The following is a 17,062-nucleotide window of genomic DNA, read 5'->3' as shown; positions in this document are numbered from 1 at the left end:
GGCCTTTTCCACTTCGATGCATTGCGGTAGAAGCACCGCCAACTGCCCCCCTTTGTTTCTCGAAATGAGGCTCTCATGACCGCCATCATCGACATCATCGGCCGCGAAATCCTGGATAGCCGGGGCAATCCCACCGTCGAGGTCGATGTCGTGCTGGAAGATGGCGCGCTCGGCCGCGCCGCGGTGCCGTCGGGCGCCTCCACCGGCGCCCACGAGGCGGTGGAACTGCGCGACGGCGACAAGGCCCGCTATCTCGGCAAGGGCGTCTCCAAGGCGGTCGGTGCCGTCAACGGCGAGATCTTCGAAGCCCTCAGCGGCCTCGATGCCGAGCAGCAGGCCCAGATCGACCAGATCATGATCGACCTCGACGGCACGCCGAACAAGAGCCGGCTTGGCGCCAACGCCATCCTCGGCGTCTCGCTCGCCTGCGCCAAGGCGGCCGCGAACTCGCTCGACATGCCGCTCTACCGCTATGTCGGCGGTACCTCGGCCCGCCTGCTGCCGGTGCCGATGATGAACATCATCAATGGCGGCGTGCATGCCGACAACCCGATCGACTTCCAGGAGTTCATGATCCTGCCGGTTGGCGCCTCGTCCTTCGCCGAGGGCCTGCGCTACGGCGCCGAAGTCTTCCACACGCTGAAGTCCGAGTTGAAGAAGGCCGGCCACAACACCAATGTCGGCGACGAGGGCGGCTTTGCCCCGAACCTGCCGTCGGCCGACGCTGCGCTGGAATTCGTCATGAACGCGATCGGCAAGGCCGGCTTCAAGGCGGGCGCCGACATCATGCTCGGCCTCGACTGCGCCTCGACCGAGTTCTTCAAGGACGGCAAATACGTCTATGAAGGCGAGGGCAAGACCCGCTCGATCTCCGAGCAGGCCAAGTACCTCGCGGATCTCGTCGGCCGCTATCCGATCGTGACCATCGAGGACGGCATGTCGGAAGACGACATGGACGGCTGGAAGGAGCTCACCGACCTCATCGGCAAGAAGTGCCAGCTCGTCGGCGACGACCTCTTCGTCACCAACGTCAAGCGCCTCGCCGACGGCATCAAGACCGGCCGCGCCAACTCGATCCTGATCAAGGTCAACCAGATCGGCACGCTGACCGAGACGCTCGCCGCCGTCGAGATGGCGCACAAGGCCGGCTACACCTCGGTGATGTCGCACCGCTCGGGCGAGACCGAGGATTCGACCATCGCCGACCTCGCGGTCGCCACCAATTGCGGTCAGATCAAGACCGGCTCCCTTGCGCGATCCGATCGCACCGCCAAATACAACCAGCTCCTGCGCATCGAGCAGCAGCTCGGCAAGCAGGCGCTGTACGGCGGCAAGGCGGCACTGAAGGCGCTGGCATAAGCCAGCGCCTCGACTCGCGACACAAGACGCACAGGGGAGGATCGACATGAGCGACGGCACATCCGGACTGCAACTGCGTTCGCTGCTGAAGAAGAGCGGCGAGCTGGAATTGTCTCTCGTGAATGTCCCGACGCCGGAGCCGGCCGACGACGAGGTCGTCGTTCGCGTCGAGGCGACGCCGATCAACCCCTCCGATCTCGGCCTCCTGATCGGGCCCGCCGACATGTCGGCCGCCAAGGCTTCCGGCACCAAGGAGATGCCGGTCATCACCGCGACCATGCCGGAGGCGGCAATGCGGATGATGGGAGGGCGGCTCGATCAGTCGCTGCCGGTCGGCAACGAGGGCGCCGGCACGGTGATCCGGACCGGATCGTCGGACGCGGCGAAGGCGCTGATGGGCAAGACCGTGTCGATGATCGGTGGCGCCATGTACGCGCAGTATCGCGTGCTCAAGGTCCGCGACGTCATGGAGCTGCCGGCGGGCACCACGGCCGCGGACGGTGCGTCCTGGTTCGTCAATCCGCTGACCGCGCTTGGCATGACCGAGACGATGCGGCGGGAGGGCCACAAGGCGCTGGTGCACACCGCGGCCGCGTCCAACCTCGGCCAGATGCTCAACAAGATCTGCATCAAGGACGGCATCGGCCTCGTCAACATCGTCAGGAGCAAGGAGCAGGCCGACATCCTGCGCAAGATCGGCGCCAAGCACATCGTGGATTCCAGCGCGCCGAGCTTTACCGACGATCTCACCAATGCGCTGGTCGAGACCGGCGCCACGATCGCCTTCGATGCCATCGGCGGCGGCAAGCTGGCCAGCCAGATCCTGACCGCCATGGAGGTTGCGGCCAACAAGACCGCGAAGGAATACAGCCGCTACGGCTCCAACGTGTACAAGCAGGTCTATATCTACGGCAGCCTGGACAATCGTCCGACCGAATTGAGCCGGTCGTTCGGATTGACCTGGGGTGTCGGTGGTTGGCTGCTGACGCCGTTCCTCCAGAACATCGGCCCGGCCGAGATCGGCCGCCTGCGCCAGCGCGTCGCCTCCGAGCTCAAGACCACCTTCGCCAGCCACTACACCAAGGTGGTGTCGCTGGCCGAGGTGCTCGATCCCGCCAACATCGCGGTGTACGCCAAACGTGCCACCGGCGAAAAATTCCTCATCAACCCAAATAAATAATCGTGATGTGCGAGGGCACGTCGCCGAAGGAAGGTCTTGCCTTCTGAGCCAAGCGGGAGACTATTCCGCCGCCATTTGAATGCGGAAAACCGCAAGGCTCAGAAGGGGACCTCTCCATGACCGATCTCAATCGTCGTCATCTGCTCGCTGGCGCCGCCGCCGTGGGCGCGGCTGCCGTCACCGGCCTTCGCCCGGCCGCCGTCAATGCCGCAGTGCCGCAAGCCGGGACGCAGGCGCCGGGCTTCTATCGCTACAAGGTCGGCAGCTTCGAGTGCACCTCGATCAATGACGGCGCACGCACCTTCCCGATGCCGGACAAGTTCGTCGCCAACAAGCCGAAGGAAGAGGCGCTGGCCGCGGGCGAGGCGGCCTACATGCCGAAGGGCATGGTCACGGTGCCGTTCAACCCGCAACTGATCAACACCGGCTCCAAGCTCGTCCTGATCGACACCGGCAACGGCGTTGCCAATTTCGAGGCGAGCAAGGGCGCGGTCGGCCGCACCCTGCAAAATCTCCAGGCTGCCGGCGTCGACCCGAAGAACATCGACGTCGTGCTGCTGTCGCATCTGCACCCCGATCACACCAATGGCATTCGCCTTGCCGACGGTGGGCTCGCATTCCCCAATGCCGAGATCATGGTGCCGGGCAAGGATTGGGAGTTCTGGACCAGCGAGGCAAACACGGCCAAGGCCGAGTCCAATCCGATGATGAAGAACTATTTCGCCAACGTGAAAAAGACCTTTGCCGGGCTCGAGTCCAAGGTCACCAGGTTCGAGTGGGGCAAGGAGGTCGCGCCGGGCATCACCTCGATCGCAACCCCCGGCCATACGCCGGGCCATACCTCGTTCGCGGTCGCTTCGGGTGATGCCAAGGTGCTGATCCAGTCCGACGTCACCAACATTCCGGAGTTCTTCCTGCGCAACCCCGACTGGCACGTGATGTTCGACAACGATGCTGCGCTGGCGCAGGAGACGCGCCACAAATTCTACGACATGGCGGCGGCGGAGAAGGCGACCGTGATCGGCTTCCACTTCACGTTCCCGTCGGTCGGCCATGTCGAGAAGGACGGCGCCAAATACCGTCTGATCCCTTCGGCGTGGAATCCGACGATCTGAGCTGGGTTAGACATTTGCGCGAAGATCGGGCCGCCGCATGGCGGCCCGATTGTTTGGGCGACCATCTGCTTTCGCGAAACGCTGCGTTTCCAAATCGGACCGGTCCATGCACTTGCATCAAATGGCCGGGATCGCTTAAGTGCCGCCGGCACTTTCCTCAAGGGTTCAAGGACACCTCATGGCCTACAACATCGTCGTCATCGCCGGCAGCCTGCGCAAGGAGAGCTTTTCGCTCAAGATCGCCAATGCGCTCGCCAAGCTCGCGCCTTCTTCGCTCAAGCTCGAGGTGATCACGCCGGCGGGCATCTCGTTCTTCAATCAGGACCTCGAAGGCGCGCCGCCCGCGGACTGGCTGGCCTTCCGCGACAAGCTTCAGAAGTCGGACGGTGTCATCTTCGTCACGCCCGAATACAACCGCGCCATCCCGGGCGTGCTGAAGAACGCCATCGACGTCGCCTCGCGTCCCTACGGCAAGAGCTCGTTCAACGGCAAGCCGGTCGGCATCATCTCGAACTCGCCGGGACCGCTCGGCGGCGTCAGCGCCGCCAAGACGCTGCAGAACGTCCTGCCGGGCATTGCCGGCCCGATCATGCAGCAGCCCGAGACCTATCTGAACGCGGTCGGCGACGCCTTCGATGCGGACGGCAATCTGACCAAGGAATCGCTGAAGCCCGTGCTCCAGGCCTATATCGACGCCTTCGCCGCGCACGTCGCCAAGCACCACGGCTGAGCAGGCGCTCTCTCCGTCATGGCCGGGCAAAAGCGCGAAGCGCGTCTTCGCGCCGGATGTCCCGGCCATCCACGTCTTGGCCCCGAGCGAAGAACGTGAATGCCCGGCACAAGGCCGGGCATGACGTCGGGTCGCGGAGGGGCAATTAGGACTCCCTTAACCAACCTGTCCCATCTTCCCAGGATGGTCTCCCGCGCGCGCCTGAAATCGATCCTGACCGGCCTTGCCCTCTATGCGATGGCGGCCGCCATCGTCGGCTATTTCGGCGTCAACGCCTATACCGGCAAATACGGCCTCAACGCCCGCCAGGAACTCGACCAGGAGATCATTGCGCTGACCAGCGAGCTGGCCCAGCTCAAGCGTGAGCGCGCCAAGAGCGAGCAGCGGGTGTCGCTGCTGCGGTCCGAGCGGATCGACCCCGACATGCTGGACGAGCGGGCGCGCTTCCAGCTCGACTACGTCAATCCGCGCGATCTGGTTCGGATGATCCCGGCCAAGTAACGTTTGCCGCGAAGCTCGAAACCGACACGAAAGCCGTTGCCAAATCCGATCGATGCGGCCCCTCGCTCCTGCGAAGGTCGTAAGTCTGGAACCCGCCGGTTGCCTTGACGGCGGCGCCGCGGCGGGCTCATGCCTTCTGTGAGGCTCTTCCGAAGTTGACGCAGATCAAGCGGGCGGCGCCGGCACGTTCTAGTCTGTCATCCGGAGGAAACTGTGATGAATGGGTCGATGCCCCGGCATCACGCGGCCCGTGTCGAGGCCGCCATTGCGTCAGGCCAGGCGGCTCGGTCCGCGCTCGTGGCCTCGTGGCGCCGTTCCTCCCGACTGCATCATCTCGATCCCGGTGGTCGTACCTCGCCGATGCGGCTGACCGAAGCCGAGTTGCTCCAGGCGCGCGAGCGCATCGCGCCGCTGCTGGCCGCGGCGCAAGGGGCGATGGATCGGCTCTATCAGGCGGTTGGCGCCAGCGGCTGCTGCGTGCTGCTCGCCGACGGGGAGGGGGTGCCGGTCGATCGCCGCGGCACGCCGGCGGACGATGCGACGTTCCAGTCCTGGGGTCTGTGGACCGGTGCGCTCTGGAGCGAGGAGCACGAGGGCACCAACGGCATCGGCACCTGCCTCGTCGAGCAGCGTCCGCTGACGATCGACCGCGACCAGCATTTCTTCACCCGCAACACGCTCCTGAGCTGCACCGCCGTTCCGATCTACGACCATGAGGCCGCGCTCGCGGGCGTGCTCGACGTCTCCTCCTGCCGAGCCGACCGGACCGACGCGTTTTCCAGTCTGATCGCGCTTGCGGCAGGCGAGGCGGCCCGGCGCATCGAGGCCGATCTGTTCCGCAGGGCGTTCGCCCATGCCCGCATCGTGCTGACGCAAGCCGCCGACGGCCAATGCGGAGGCCTCGTGGCGGTCGATGCGGACGACCTCGTGATCGGCGCAACCCGCTCCGCCCGGGCGGCGCTCGGTCTTGCTCCCAGCCGGGCATTGCAGCCGGTGCCCGCGGCCGATCTGCTCGGCGGCGATGCCGCACGCGATCATCTTGCCGGCGGTCAGCGCGCGGTGGTGCAGCGGGCACTGCTCCGTGCCGGCGGCAACGTCTCGGCGGCCGCCAAGGCCCTCGGCGTCAGCCGCGCCACGCTGCACAGGAAGCTGAAGCGGTTCGAGCTGAACCATTAGATCTCCGTCATCGCGAGCGTAGCGAAGCAATCCAGAATCCCTCCGCGGAAGCAGTCTGGATTGCTTCGCTGCGCTCGCAATGACGGTGTGGAAGCCGCTCGCGCCCCAATTGCTCTTTGCTCATAGCGGGCAAGTACGACTGTCGCAGAACTGCGACAGGTCGGCTCCGCCATCGCTTTCCCCCGGGCTGACAGAAAACACCTCCCGGATCATCGTCCGCGCAAGTCGCGAGCCACGCGACGAATTGCGCAAACAGCAAACATCGGGAGTGATCAATGAACAAGGTCGAATTCCTCAGCGTCACCAAAGTTCCCTTTGCCGAACGCTATGACAACTTCATCGGCGGTAAATTCGTCGCACCGAAGTCCGGCAAATATTTCGACAATGCCTCGCCGGTGACCGGCCAGGTCGTCTGCAAGATTGCGCGCTCCGACGCGCAAGACATCGAGGCCGCGCTCGACGCGGCGCATGCGGCCAAGGGCGCCTGGGGACGGACCAGCGTCGTGGAACGCGCGATCATCCTCAACAGGATCGCCGATCGCATGGAAGAGAACCTCGAGCGCCTCGCGATCGCCGAGACCTGGGACAACGGCAAGCCGATCCGCGAGACTCGCGCCGCCGACCTGCCGCTCGCCATTGATCATTTCCGCTACTTCGCCGGCGTCGTGCGCGCCCAGGAAGGCTCGATCGGCGAGATCGACCACGACACCATCGCCTATCATTTCCACGAGCCGCTCGGCGTCGTCGGCCAGATCATCCCCTGGAACTTCCCCCTGCTGATGGCCTGCTGGAAGCTCGCGCCCGCGCTCGCCGCCGGCAATTGCGTGGTGCTGAAGCCCGCCGAGCAGACCCCGGCCTCGATCATGGTCTGGGCCGAGATCATCGCCGACATCCTGCCGCCCGGCGTGCTCAACATCGTCAACGGCTTCGGCATCGAGGCCGGCAAGCCGCTGGCGTCCAGCCCGCGCATCGCCAAGATCGCCTTCACCGGCGAGACCTCGACGGGCCGGCTGATCATGCAGTACGCCAGCCAGAACCTCATTCCGGTCACGCTGGAGCTCGGCGGCAAGTCGCCCAACATCTTCTTCAACGACGTCACCGCCGAAGACGACGATTACTTCGACAAGGCGATCGAAGGCTTCGTCATGTTCGCGCTGAACCAGGGCGAGGTCTGCACCTGTCCGAGCCGGGCGCTGGTCCACGCCGACATCTACGACCGCTTCATGGAGCGGGCGCTGAAGCGAGTCGCCGCGATCAAGCAGGGCGACCCGCGCGATGCCACCACCATGATCGGCGCGCAGGCCTCCGGCGAGCAGCTGGCGAAGATCCTGTCCTACATCGACATCGGCAAGCAGGAGGGCGCCAAGGTGCTCGCGGGCGGCGGACGCGCCGAGCTCGGCGGCGATCTCGCCGGCGGCTTCTACGTCAAGCCGACCGTGTTCGAGGGCCACAACAAGATGCGGATCTTCCAGGAGGAGATCTTCGGGCCCGTGGTTTCGGTCACGACCTTCAAGACCGACGACGAAGCGCTCGAGATCGCCAACGACACGCTCTACGGCCTCGGGGCCGGCGTCTGGAGCCGCGATGCCAACCGCTGCTACCGCTTCGGCCGGGCGATCCAGGCCGGCCGTGTCTGGACCAACTGCTACCACGCCTATCCCGCCCATGCCGCGTTCGGCGGCTACAAGCAGTCGGGCGTCGGTCGCGAGACCCACAAGATGATGCTCGATCATTATCAGCAGACCAAGAATCTCCTGGTCAGCTACAGCCCGAAGAAGCTCGGCTTCTTCTGATCGGGCAGAGCGGGCGGCGCTGTTTTGGCGCCGCTCGTTCCGGCAAATGGGAGCCGGCCCGCGCGGCGTTAGATTTGTTGCCCGATCAGCGCCAAAGATTTTCCAATATTTCGACCACGTTGCACTGCGGCATAATGAAAGTCGTGGCATGCCGTAGTGGTGCTTTCCAACGGTGTTTGACTTGGGTTAGAGAGGGCGAAAGTTTTCTCTGACCCGGAATTCCTATGGCCGCACCCAAGAAAGCCGCCGCAAGCACTCCACAGGACAAGACCGACGGCGGTTCGCCACCGGAATTCACCAGGGAGCAGGAGCTCAAGGCGCTCCGCGACATGCTCCTGATCCGGCGGTTCGAGGAAAAGGCCGGCCAGCTCTACGGCATGGGCGCGATCGGCGGCTTCTGCCATCTCTATATCGGCCAGGAGGCCGTGGTGGTCGGCATGCAGATGGCGCTGAAGCAGGGCGATCAGGTCATCACCGGCTATCGCGATCACGGCCACATGCTCGCCACCGGCATGGACGCCAACGGCGTCATGGCCGAGCTCACGGGCCGCCGCGGCGGCTATTCCAAGGGCAAGGGCGGCTCCATGCACATGTTCAGCAAGGAGAAGCACTTTTACGGCGGCCACGGCATCGTCGGCGCCCAGGTCTCGCTCGGCACCGGCCTCGCCTTCGCCAACCATTATCGCGGCAACGACAATGTCAGCGTCACCTATTTCGGCGATGGCGCGGCCAACCAGGGCCAGGTCTATGAGAGCTTCAACATGGCGGAGCTCTGGAAGCTGCCGGTGATCTACGTCATCGAGAACAACCGCTACGCCATGGGCACCGCGGTCTCGCGCGCCTCGGCGCAGCAGGACTTCTCCAAGCGCGGCGCGTCCTTCAACATCCCCGGCAAGCAGGTCGACGGCATGGACGTCCGCGCCGTCAAGGCCGCCGGCGACGAAGCCGCCGCCTGGTGCCGCGCCGGCAAGGGTCCCTTCATCCTGGAGATGCAGACCTACCGCTACCGCGGCCACTCGATGTCCGATCCTGCAAAATACCGCACGCGCGAGGAGGTCGAGAAGGTCCGCCACGACCAGGACCCGATCGAGCAGGTGCGCAACCGCCTCTTGGCCGCCAAGGTCAGCGAGGCCGATCTGAAGGCGATCGACGCCGAGGTGCGCGACATCGTCAACGCGTCCGCCGATTTCGCCCAGCATGATCCCGAGCCGGATGCCGCCGAGCTCTGGACCGACGTTTACCGCTGAACGCGCGCAAGCTTTCTTTTGGAGTCGATATGCCAATTCAAGTGCTGATGCCCGCGTTGTCGCCCACGATGGAGAAGGGCAACCTCGCCAAATGGCTGAAGAAAGAGGGCGAGACGATCAAGTCGGGTGACGTGATCGCCGAGATCGAGACCGACAAGGCGACCATGGAGGTCGAGGCGACCGACGAGGGCACGCTCGGCAAGATCCTGATCCCCGAGGGCACCGCCGACGTCGCGGTGAACACGCCGATCGCGACCATTCTCGCCGATGGCGAGAGTGCCGCCGATCTTGCCAAGGCGCCCGCGCCGGCTGCGAAGGCTGCGGAGTCCGCGCCGCCGGCTGCTGCAAAGGCCGAGGCACCTGCGCCCAAGGCTGCGCCGGCGCCGCAAGCCGTCGCCGAGCCCGATCCGGAAGTGCCTGCGGGCACCGAGATGATCACGCAGACCATCCGCGAAGCCTTGCGCGACGCGATGGCCGAAGAGATGCGCAGGGATGCCGACGTCTTCGTGATGGGTGAAGAGGTCGCCGAATATCAGGGCGCCTACAAGGTCACGCAGGGCCTGCTGCAGGAGTTCGGCGCCAAGCGCGTCATCGACACGCCGATCACCGAGCACGGCTTTGCCGGCGTCGGCGTCGGCGCGGCCATGACGGGCCTCAAGCCGATCGTCGAGTTCATGACCTTCAACTTCGCCATGCAGGCGATCGACCAGATCATCAACTCCGCGGCCAAGACGCTGTATATGTCCGGCGGCCAGATGGGCTGCTCGATTGTGTTCCGCGGGCCCAACGGTGCGGCTGCCCGCGTTGCCGCCCAGCACAGCCAGGACTATTCGGCCTGGTACTCGAACGTTCCCGGCCTCAAGGTCGTCGCGCCGTTCTCGGCCGCCGACTACAAGGGCCTGCTCAAGGCCGCGATCCGCGATCCCAATCCGGTGATCTTCCTCGAGAACGAGGTGCTCTACGGCCACACCGGCGAAGTGCCCAAGCTCGACGATTTCATCGTCCCGATCGGCAAGGCGCGCATCGTGCGTTCCGGCAGCCACGTCACCATCATCTCCTGGTCGAACGGCATGACCTACGCGCTGAAGGCCGCCGACGAGCTCGCCAAGGACGGCATCGAGGCCGAGGTGATCGACCTGCGCACGCTGCGCCCGATGGACACCGAGACCATCATCAACTCGGTCAAGAAGACCGGCCGTGCCGTGACGGTGGAAGAGGGCTGGGCCCAGAGCGGCGTCGGCGCCGAGATCGCCGCGCGCATCATGGAGAACGCCTTCGATTATCTGGACGCGCCGGTCGCGCGCGTCTCCGGCAAGGACGTGCCGATGCCCTATGCAGCCAACCTGGAGAAGCTCGCGCTGCCCTCGGCGGCTGAAGTCGTCGAGGCCGCCAAAGCCGTCTGCTACAGGTAGACCATGGCGGGCCCGAAGGAGCAGCCACTGCCGCCCGACGTCATGACCCGCGATGACGCGGTCGAGATTCTGCGCGTGTTCGTGCTGGACGGCGGGCTGTCGATGGCGTTCCAGCGGGCTTTCGAGGAGCCCGACATGTGGGGCTTGCTGCTGGTCGATCTCGCCCGCCATGCCGCACGCGCCTATGCGCGCGAGAGCGAATACACCGAAGAGGACGCGCTGAACCGGATCCTGGAGATGTTCCAGGCCGAGATCGAGCGTCCGACCGACACCGGCACCACGACGCCGCGCGGGAAGGGACACTGACCGTGGCCGTCGAAGCGCACCATTACGATCTCATGCTGGAGGCGATCCGCGAGGCGGAGGCCTCGATCGCGCAAGGCGGCCTGCCGATCGGTGCGGTGCTGACGCGCGACAACAAGATCATCGCCCGCGGCCACAACAACCGCGTGCAGGAGAACAACCCGATCCTGCACGGCGAGATGAGCTGCCTGCGCGAAGCCGGCGCAATCTCGTTCCACGACACCGTCATGTACACCACGCTGTCGCCATGCGCGATGTGCGCGGGCGCGCTCTCGCTGTTCAAGGTCAAGCTCGTGGTGATCGGAGAGTCCGTCACCTTCGAGGGCTCCAAGGACATCCTCGACAAGTTCGGCATCCCCTGGATCGATCTTGCCGACGACCGCTCCATCACCATGATGAAGAACTGGCGTTCCATCCCTGCCAATGAGCGCCTCTGGCAAGGCGACATCGGCAACTAAACCTGGTCTGTTCGTCTTCGCTGTCGAAGACGGATTTTTGCAAAGCTTGTCTTGAGGTCAGCATGCCCATCAACATCCTGATGCCCGCTCTCTCGCCGACGATGGAGAAGGGCAACCTCGCCAAGTGGCTGAAGAAGGAAGGCGACAAGGTCAAATCCGGCGACGTCATCGCCGAGATCGAGACCGACAAGGCGACCATGGAGGTCGAGGCCATCGACGAGGGCACGATCGCCAAGATCCTGGTGCCCGAAGGCACGCAGGACGTTCCGGTCAACGACGTGATCGCGGTGCTTGCCGGCGAGGGCGAGGATGTGAAGGCCGCAGGCAGTGCCAAGCCCAGCGCGTCGGCCGCGCCGCCGAAAGCTGCTGACAAGCCTGCCGACAAGCCCGCTGAAGCTCCCGCCGCACCGCCTGCTGCCGCGCCCGCACCGAAGGCTGCTGCGCCCGCCGCGGCACCTGCGCCCCAGGCCGCGGCTCCCGCTGCGCAGAGCAACGGCCATGCCGGCCGCGTGTTCTCCTCGCCGCTGGCGCGGCGTCTCGCCAAGGAAGCCGGCATCGATGTCGGCATGGTCACCGGCACCGGTCCGCACGGCCGCGTCGTCGCGCGCGACGTCGAGCAGGCCAAGTCCGGCAAGGGCCTCAAGGCGCCCGCCGCGGCGCCGTCCGTTGGTGCGCCCTCGATCGCGCCGACCATGTCCGACAAGCAGATCCTGTCGCTGTTCGAGCCCGGCTCCTACGACATCGTCCCGCATGATGGCATGCGCCGCACGATTGCCCAACGTTTGACCGCGTCGATCCAGAACGTCCCGCACTTCTACCTGACCATCGACTGCGACATCGGCAAGCTGCTGGCCGCGCGCGAGGAGATCAACGCCGCCGCGCCGAAGGACAAGGAGAAGAAGCCGCTCTACAAGATCTCGGTCAACGACTTCGTCATCAAGGCGATGGCGGTGGCGCTGCAGAAGATCCCGAACTGCAACGTCAGCTGGACCGAAAGCGGCATGGTCAAGCACCATCATTCCGACGTCGGCGTTGCCGTCGCAATGCCCGGCGGCCTGATCACCCCGATCATCCGGAAAGCGGAGACCAAGACGCTGTCGACCATCTCCAACGAGATGAAGGATTTTGCGGCGAGGGCCCGGTCCCGCAAGTTGAAGCCCGAGGAATACCAGGGCGGCACCACCGCCGTCTCGAACCTCGGCATGTACGGCATCAGCCACTTCACCGCCGTGATCAACCCGCCGCATGCGACGATCCTTGCGGTCGGCACCAGCGAGGAGCGGCCTGTCGTTCGCGGCGGCAAGATCGAGATCGCGCACATGATGAGCGTGACCTTGTCCTGCGATCACCGTGCCATCGACGGCGCGTTAGGGGCCGAGCTGATCGGCGCCTTCAAGCAGCTGATCGAAAATCCCGTGATGATGATGGTCTGACGGGGAGGCGCAGGGTGAATGCGGACGCGCTGGCCCTGGATCTCCCTGTTGCTCTCGACCGCGCTCGTGCTCAATCCGGTCGGGCTCGATGTTCTGCATTCCGCGTTCTTTGCCGGCGAGCAGCTGGCAAGGAGCATCGGCCAGGCGGTCGTGATGATCGCGCTGGCCGGCATGGCCGGCGCGATCCTGCTCGAATGGCTGGTCCGGGGTTTGATTTTCAGGCGCCGCGCCCGCGGCGCGTCCACGTGACTTGAACGGGAGCCGTCATGGCCGACACATCCTTCGACATCATCATCATCGGCTCCGGTCCCGGCGGCTATGTCACCGCGATCCGGGCCGCGCAGCTCGGCTTCAAGGTCGCGATCGTCGAGAAATCCTATCTCGGCGGCATTTGCCTGAACTGGGGCTGCATTCCGACGAAAGCGCTGCTGCGCTCGGCCGAGATCTATCACTACATGCAGCACGCCAAGGATTACGGCCTGTCGGCGGAGAAGGTCTCGTTCGATCCCAAGGCGGTGGTGCAGCGCTCGCGCGGCGTCTCCAAGCGGCTCAACGACGGCGTCGGCTTCCTGATGAAGAAGAACAAGGTGAGCGTGATCTGGGGCGCCGCCTCGATCGACGCGCCCGGCAAGGTCACCGTGAAGAAGTCCGACGTCGAGGCGCCCAAGGGCACGCTGGGCGAGGGGACCTATCAGGCCAAGCACATCATCGTCGCCACCGGTGCGCGGCCGCGCGTGCTGCCCGGGCTCGAGCCCGACAAGAAGCTGGTCTGGACTTATTTCGAGGCAATGGTGCCGGAGCGGATGCCGAAGTCGCTGCTGGTGGTCGGCTCCGGTGCGATCGGCATCGAGTTCGCCTCGTTCTTCCACACCATGGGTTCGGAGGTCACGGTCGTCGAGGTGTTGCCGCAGATCCTGCCCGTCGAGGACGCCGAGATCGCCGGCCTTGCGCGCAAGCGCCTGGAGAAGCAGGGCATCAAGATCATGTCCTCGACCAAGGTGACCAAGCTGGAGAAGAAGGCCGACAGCGTCGTCGCCACCATCGACGATGGCAAGGGCAAGCCCGTCACGACCGAATTCGAGCGCGTGATCTCGGCCGTCGGTGTCGTCGGCAACATCGAGAACCTCGGCCTCGAAAAGCTCGGTGTGAAGACCGACCGCGGCTGCATCGTCATCGACGGCTACGGCAAGACCAATGTCCCCGGCATCTACGCCATCGGTGACGTGGCCGGTCCCCCCATGCTCGCGCACAAGGCCGAACATGAGGGCGTGATCTGCGTCGAGGCCATCAAGGGCTTGCATCCGCACCCCATGGACAAGAACCTGATCCCGGGCTGCACCTATTGCCAGCCGCAGGTTGCCTCCGTCGGCCTCACCGAAGCCAAGGCGAAAGAGGGCGGCCGCGAGATCCGCGTCGGCCGCTTCCCCTTCGTCGGCAACGGCAAGGCGATCGCGCTCGGCGAGGACCAGGGCCTCGTCAAGGTCATCTTCGACAAGAAGACCGGCCAGCTGTTAGGGGCCCACATGGTCGGCGCTGAAGTGACCGAGCTGATCCAGGGCTATGTCGTCGCCATGAACCTGGAGACGACCGAAGAAGAACTGATGCACACGGTATTCCCGCATCCGACCCTGTCGGAGATGATGAAGGAAGCCGTGCTGGATGCGTACGGAAGGGTGCTGAATATTTGAAGCCGGATCCGTCAATCCTGAGGTGCGAGGCCAGCGGTGCAAAGCACCGTTGGCAGAGCCTCGAAGGATGAAACGGCCGAGCTGCCGCAGCCGGGCTCGTCGCCCTTCGAGGCTCTCCATCCGGCGCGTCGCGCTGGATGAAGAGCACCTCAGGGTGACGGGTCTGAGAGTGAAATACGAGAACAAGAAAAGGGAAGAGAACCCATGCACGACAACGACAACCTCACCATCGAACGCCCGACCTTCGTCACCCATCTCGAATGCGCGATGGAGGGCGACCATTACGCCGCCGACCAGGTCCACAACCTCTCCAAGGCCGGCAAGCCGCTGCTGGTGCGCTACGACCTCACGGGGGTGAAGAAGGCGCTGACCAAGGATGCGCTTAAGGAACGTCCCGCCGACATGTGGCGCTACCGCGAGCTGCTGCCGGTGCGTAAATGCCAGGACATCGTCTCGCTCGGCGAGGTCACGACGCCGCTGATCCGGCTGCCGAAGCTGGGCAAGAAGCTCGGCGGCGGCGAGATCATCGTGAAGGACGAAGGCCGCCTGCCGACCGGCTCGTTCAAAGCGCGCGGCCTGGTGATGGCGGTGTCGATGGGCAAGGCGCTCGGCATCAAGCACATGGCGATGCCGACCAACGGCAATGCCGGCGCGGCGCTCGCGGCCTACGCGACCTCCTGCGGCATCAAGACCACGATCTTCTGCCCGGCCGACACGCCGGAAGTGAACGTCAGCGAGATCGAGCTGCAGGGCGCGACCGTCTACCGCGTCAACGGCTATATCGACGATTGCGGCAAGATCGTCGGCGAAGGAAAAGCAAAAGTCGGCTGGTTCGACACCTCGACCCTGAAGGAGCCGTACCGCATCGAAGGCAAGAAGACGATGGGCCTCGAACTCGCCGAGCAGCTCAATTGGGACGTGCCCGACGTGATCTTCTATCCGACCGGCGGCGGCACCGGCCTGATCGGCATGTGGAAGGCGTTCGACGAGCTCGAGAAGATCGGCTTCATCGGCTCCAAACGTCCGCGCATGGTCGCGGTGCAGGCCTCCGGCTGCGCGCCGATGGTCCGCGCCTATGAGGCCGGCACCGAGCACGCCACGCGCTGGGAGGACGCCCACACTATCGCATCCGGCATCCGCGTGCCGCAGGCGATCGGCGACTTCCTCATCCTGCGCGCCGTGCGCGAGAGCAAGGGCTTTGCCATTGCCGTGGACGACGACAAGATCTCTGCGGCGCTCAATGAAGTTGCGCGCGAGGAGGGGCTGCTGCTCTGCCCCGAGGGCGCCGCGACCTACGCCGCCTACAAGGAGAGCCTTGCCGACGGCCGCGTCTCGAAGAGCGACCGCGTCATGCTCTTCAACTGCGCGACCGGCCTGAAGTACCCGCTGCCGCCGGTCACCCGCACGCTCGACCGCCACAGGCCGATCGACTATTCGCAGTTCTAAAGATCTCTCCCTCTCCCCGTTCTTACGGGGAGAGGGTCGGGGCGAGGGGCTGTCTCCGCGAATGAGATATTCGTGAGACCTGTACCCCATCACCCGAATTCGCGCTGCGCACGAATCCGACCTCTCCCCGCAAGCGGGGCGAGGTGAAGACAAAAACAACAATGACATCGCTGGGGAGAAGACAATGACGAAGGCCGTCTGGGCTGCGCTGTTTGCTGTTCTCGCTGTGACCGGCGCCGCGCGCGCCGATGACTATCCCACCCATCCCATCACCATCATTGTGCCGTTCGCGGCCGGCGGCCCGTCGGATGCGATGGCGCGCGTGCTCGCCGAGCGCATGCGCGTCTCGCTCGGCCAGGCCGTTGTGGTCGAGAACGTCACCGGCGCCGGCGGCTCGATCGGCGTTGCCCGTGCCGTGCAATCGCCGCCTGATGGCTACACCATCTCCTTCGGCCATCTCGGCACCCACGTCGCCAACGGCGCCGTCTACAAGCTCAAATACGACCTCGTCACCGATCTCGAGCCGGTGGTGCTGCTGCCGAGCAATCCGATGATCATCGTCAGCAAGAATGCGGTGCCCGCGACGTCGCTGAAGGAGCTGATCGAATGGCTGAAGTCGCGCACCTCGCCGCCGACGGCAGGCACTGCCGGCGCCGGCTCCGGCAGCCACATCGCCGGGGTCTATTTCGAAAGCGTCTCCGGCATCAAGCTGCAATATGTGCCCTATCGCGGCACGGCGCCCGCGCTGAACGACCTGATCGCCGGCCAGATCGACATCATCGTCGACCAGACCTCCAACTCGATCGCGCAAGTTCGCGCCGGCACCATCCGCGCCTACGCCATCACCGACAGCAAGCGCCTCGCCTCGGCGCCCGACATCCCGACCGCGGAGGAGGCGGGCCTGAAGGGCTTCAACATGACGCTGTGGTCGGGCATGTGGGTGCCGAAGGGCACGCCGAAGGAGATCGTGGCCAAGCTCAACGCCGCGGCCGTCGAGGCGCTGAACGATCCCGGCGTGAGAAAGCAGCTCGAAAGCCAGGGCCTGGAGATGACGCCGAAGGACCAGCTCACCCCCGAAGCGCTCGGCGCCCGGCAGAAGGCCGAGATCGCAAAATGGTGGCCGATCATCAAGGCGGCGAACATCAAGGTGGATTGAGGGCGATATCCGTAGGGCGGATTAGTCGTACTGCGTCATGGGTTTCTTCGCGTGCGTGAAGCTGC

At 65.1% G+C, this 17,062-nt stretch carries 16 protein-coding genes; all 16 read left to right on the top strand.

Going from position 1 to position 17,062, the window contains the following annotated elements:
- Window positions 1-75: 75 nt before the first annotated feature.
- The 16 genes from eno to Q0743_RS07175 all read left to right on the top strand — a co-directional run bounded on the left by eno (window position 76) and on the right by Q0743_RS07175 (window position 16,997).
- The gene (gene eno, locus Q0743_RS07250; RefSeq protein WP_298240886.1) at window positions 76-1,359 is read left to right on the top strand and encodes a phosphopyruvate hydratase; all 1,284 of its coding nucleotides are present in this window, start codon (window positions 76-78) and stop codon (window positions 1,357-1,359) included.
- A 46-nt stretch (window positions 1,360-1,405) separates the two neighbouring features.
- Entirely contained in the window at window positions 1,406-2,539 is a 1,134-nt protein-coding gene (locus Q0743_RS07245; protein WP_298240885.1) for a zinc-binding dehydrogenase, read from the top strand.
- A 116-nt stretch (window positions 2,540-2,655) separates the two neighbouring features.
- Window positions 2,656-3,654: an MBL fold metallo-hydrolase gene (locus tag Q0743_RS07240; RefSeq protein ID WP_298240884.1), complete on the top strand. Its 999-nt coding sequence runs from the start codon at window positions 2,656-2,658 to the stop codon at window positions 3,652-3,654.
- 178 nt (window positions 3,655-3,832) lie between these two features.
- Complete coding sequence (locus Q0743_RS07235) at window positions 3,833-4,384, top strand: NADPH-dependent FMN reductase (RefSeq protein WP_298240883.1); 552 nt, start codon at window positions 3,833-3,835, stop codon at window positions 4,382-4,384.
- A gap of 183 nt (window positions 4,385-4,567) precedes the next feature.
- A complete protein-coding gene (locus tag Q0743_RS07230; RefSeq protein ID WP_298240882.1) occupies window positions 4,568-4,885 on the top strand; it encodes a septum formation initiator family protein in 318 nt (105 codons plus the stop codon).
- 216 nt (window positions 4,886-5,101) lie between these two features.
- Entirely contained in the window at window positions 5,102-6,061 is a 960-nt protein-coding gene (locus Q0743_RS07225) for a GAF domain-containing protein (RefSeq protein WP_298240881.1), read from the top strand.
- A gap of 275 nt (window positions 6,062-6,336) precedes the next feature.
- Entirely contained in the window at window positions 6,337-7,854 is a 1,518-nt protein-coding gene (gene adh, locus Q0743_RS07220; RefSeq protein WP_298240880.1) for an aldehyde dehydrogenase, read from the top strand.
- A gap of 224 nt (window positions 7,855-8,078) precedes the next feature.
- Window positions 8,079-9,101, top strand: coding sequence for a pyruvate dehydrogenase (acetyl-transferring) E1 component subunit alpha (gene pdhA, locus Q0743_RS07215; protein WP_298240879.1), 1,023 nt, complete (start codon window positions 8,079-8,081; stop codon window positions 9,099-9,101).
- A 29-nt stretch (window positions 9,102-9,130) separates the two neighbouring features.
- Window positions 9,131-10,513: a pyruvate dehydrogenase complex E1 component subunit beta gene (locus Q0743_RS07210; RefSeq protein ID WP_298240878.1), complete on the top strand. Its 1,383-nt coding sequence runs from the start codon at window positions 9,131-9,133 to the stop codon at window positions 10,511-10,513.
- A gap of 3 nt (window positions 10,514-10,516) precedes the next feature.
- The gene (locus Q0743_RS07205) at window positions 10,517-10,819 is read left to right on the top strand and encodes a DUF5076 domain-containing protein (RefSeq protein WP_018320291.1); all 303 of its coding nucleotides are present in this window, start codon (window positions 10,517-10,519) and stop codon (window positions 10,817-10,819) included.
- Window positions 10,820-10,821: 2 nt separating this feature from the next.
- On the top strand, window positions 10,822-11,274 hold the full coding sequence (locus tag Q0743_RS07200) for a nucleoside deaminase (RefSeq protein WP_298240877.1): 453 nt from the start codon (window positions 10,822-10,824) through the stop codon (window positions 11,272-11,274).
- Window positions 11,275-11,336: 62 nt separating this feature from the next.
- Window positions 11,337-12,707: a pyruvate dehydrogenase complex dihydrolipoamide acetyltransferase gene (locus Q0743_RS07195; protein ID WP_298240876.1), complete on the top strand. Its 1,371-nt coding sequence runs from the start codon at window positions 11,337-11,339 to the stop codon at window positions 12,705-12,707.
- An 18-nt stretch (window positions 12,708-12,725) separates the two neighbouring features.
- A complete protein-coding gene (locus tag Q0743_RS07190; protein WP_298240875.1) occupies window positions 12,726-12,956 on the top strand; it encodes a hypothetical protein in 231 nt (76 codons plus the stop codon).
- A gap of 17 nt (window positions 12,957-12,973) precedes the next feature.
- Window positions 12,974-14,395, top strand: a complete 1,422-nt coding sequence (lpdA, locus tag Q0743_RS07185; RefSeq protein ID WP_298240874.1) for a dihydrolipoyl dehydrogenase — start codon at window positions 12,974-12,976, stop codon at window positions 14,393-14,395.
- A gap of 204 nt (window positions 14,396-14,599) precedes the next feature.
- Window positions 14,600-15,841 (top strand): threonine synthase, encoded by a 1,242-nt coding sequence (locus tag Q0743_RS07180; protein ID WP_298240873.1) that lies wholly within the window; start codon window positions 14,600-14,602, stop codon window positions 15,839-15,841.
- Window positions 15,842-16,025: 184 nt separating this feature from the next.
- Entirely contained in the window at window positions 16,026-16,997 is a 972-nt protein-coding gene (locus tag Q0743_RS07175; protein ID WP_298240872.1) for a tripartite tricarboxylate transporter substrate binding protein BugD, read from the top strand.
- Window positions 16,998-17,062 lie beyond the last annotated feature (65 nt).

It is taken from the genome of uncultured Bradyrhizobium sp. (assembly GCF_936943645.1).
Taxonomy (GTDB): domain Bacteria; phylum Pseudomonadota; class Alphaproteobacteria; order Rhizobiales; family Xanthobacteraceae; genus Bradyrhizobium.
This window is presented reverse-complemented; position numbering and strand designations above follow the sequence as displayed.

Excerpts from the sequence above, each read along its gene's own strand:
- eno (WP_298240886.1), top strand. The coding sequence starts at position 76 with ATGACCGCCATCATCGACATCATCGGCCGCGAAATCCTGGATAGCCGG.
- Q0743_RS07245 (WP_298240885.1), top strand. The coding sequence starts at position 1,406 with ATGAGCGACGGCACATCCGGACTGCAACTGCGTTCGCTGCTGAAGAAG.
- Q0743_RS07240 (WP_298240884.1), top strand. The coding sequence starts at position 2,656 with ATGACCGATCTCAATCGTCGTCATCTGCTCGCTGGCGCCGCCGCCGTG.
- Q0743_RS07235 (WP_298240883.1), top strand. The coding sequence starts at position 3,833 with ATGGCCTACAACATCGTCGTCATCGCCGGCAGCCTGCGCAAGGAGAGC.
- Q0743_RS07230 (WP_298240882.1), top strand. The coding sequence starts at position 4,568 with ATGGTCTCCCGCGCGCGCCTGAAATCGATCCTGACCGGCCTTGCCCTC.
- Q0743_RS07225 (WP_298240881.1), top strand. The coding sequence starts at position 5,102 with ATGAATGGGTCGATGCCCCGGCATCACGCGGCCCGTGTCGAGGCCGCC.
- adh (WP_298240880.1), top strand. The coding sequence starts at position 6,337 with ATGAACAAGGTCGAATTCCTCAGCGTCACCAAAGTTCCCTTTGCCGAA.
- pdhA (WP_298240879.1), top strand. The coding sequence starts at position 8,079 with ATGGCCGCACCCAAGAAAGCCGCCGCAAGCACTCCACAGGACAAGACC.
- Q0743_RS07210 (WP_298240878.1), top strand. The coding sequence starts at position 9,131 with ATGCCAATTCAAGTGCTGATGCCCGCGTTGTCGCCCACGATGGAGAAG.
- Q0743_RS07205 (WP_018320291.1), top strand. The coding sequence starts at position 10,517 with ATGGCGGGCCCGAAGGAGCAGCCACTGCCGCCCGACGTCATGACCCGC.
- Q0743_RS07195 (WP_298240876.1), top strand. The coding sequence starts at position 11,337 with ATGCCCATCAACATCCTGATGCCCGCTCTCTCGCCGACGATGGAGAAG.
- Q0743_RS07190 (WP_298240875.1), top strand. The coding sequence starts at position 12,726 with ATGCGGACGCGCTGGCCCTGGATCTCCCTGTTGCTCTCGACCGCGCTC.
- lpdA (WP_298240874.1), top strand. The coding sequence starts at position 12,974 with ATGGCCGACACATCCTTCGACATCATCATCATCGGCTCCGGTCCCGGC.
- Q0743_RS07180 (WP_298240873.1), top strand. The coding sequence starts at position 14,600 with ATGCACGACAACGACAACCTCACCATCGAACGCCCGACCTTCGTCACC.
- Q0743_RS07175 (WP_298240872.1), top strand. The coding sequence starts at position 16,026 with ATGACGAAGGCCGTCTGGGCTGCGCTGTTTGCTGTTCTCGCTGTGACC.